Origin of the sequence: Halalkalibacter oceani (assembly GCF_023715605.1) — a bacterium.
Lineage (GTDB): Bacteria > Bacillota > Bacilli > Bacillales > Bacillaceae_D > Halalkalibacter > Halalkalibacter oceani.
This window is the reverse complement of sequence record NZ_JAMBOL010000103.1, coordinates 1-259: the sequence shown is the minus strand read 5'-3', so window position 1 is coordinate 259 and position 259 is coordinate 1. Positions and strand designations below refer to the sequence as shown.

General features: G+C 50.2%; 1 rRNA gene. It reads right to left on the bottom strand.

The features are described from left to right. Positions 1–85, bottom strand: a 23S ribosomal RNA gene (locus M3202_RS22180); the annotation flags it as partial. Between the last annotated feature and the right edge of the window lie 174 nt (positions 86–259).

The following is a 259-nucleotide window of genomic DNA, read 5'->3' as shown; positions in this document are numbered from 1 at the left end:
CTCCCCGAGGCGTTTCGCCGTTCGTCGCGTCCTTCTTCGGCTCCTAGTGCCAAGGCATTCACCGTGCGCCCTTTCTAACTTAACCAATTTTGGCGGCAGATCTTCTTCGCATGTCTTCGTCAGCTTCATGGATCTCGGTCATGTCACGTAGGGAACTACGCTTCATTCCTCGAACACTTGCTTCCTCGACCTGCTCGAATCTCTTTGCCAAAAACGATCTTTTTCAAAAGGTCGTTTTTTAGACAATGTCTCCATTGCC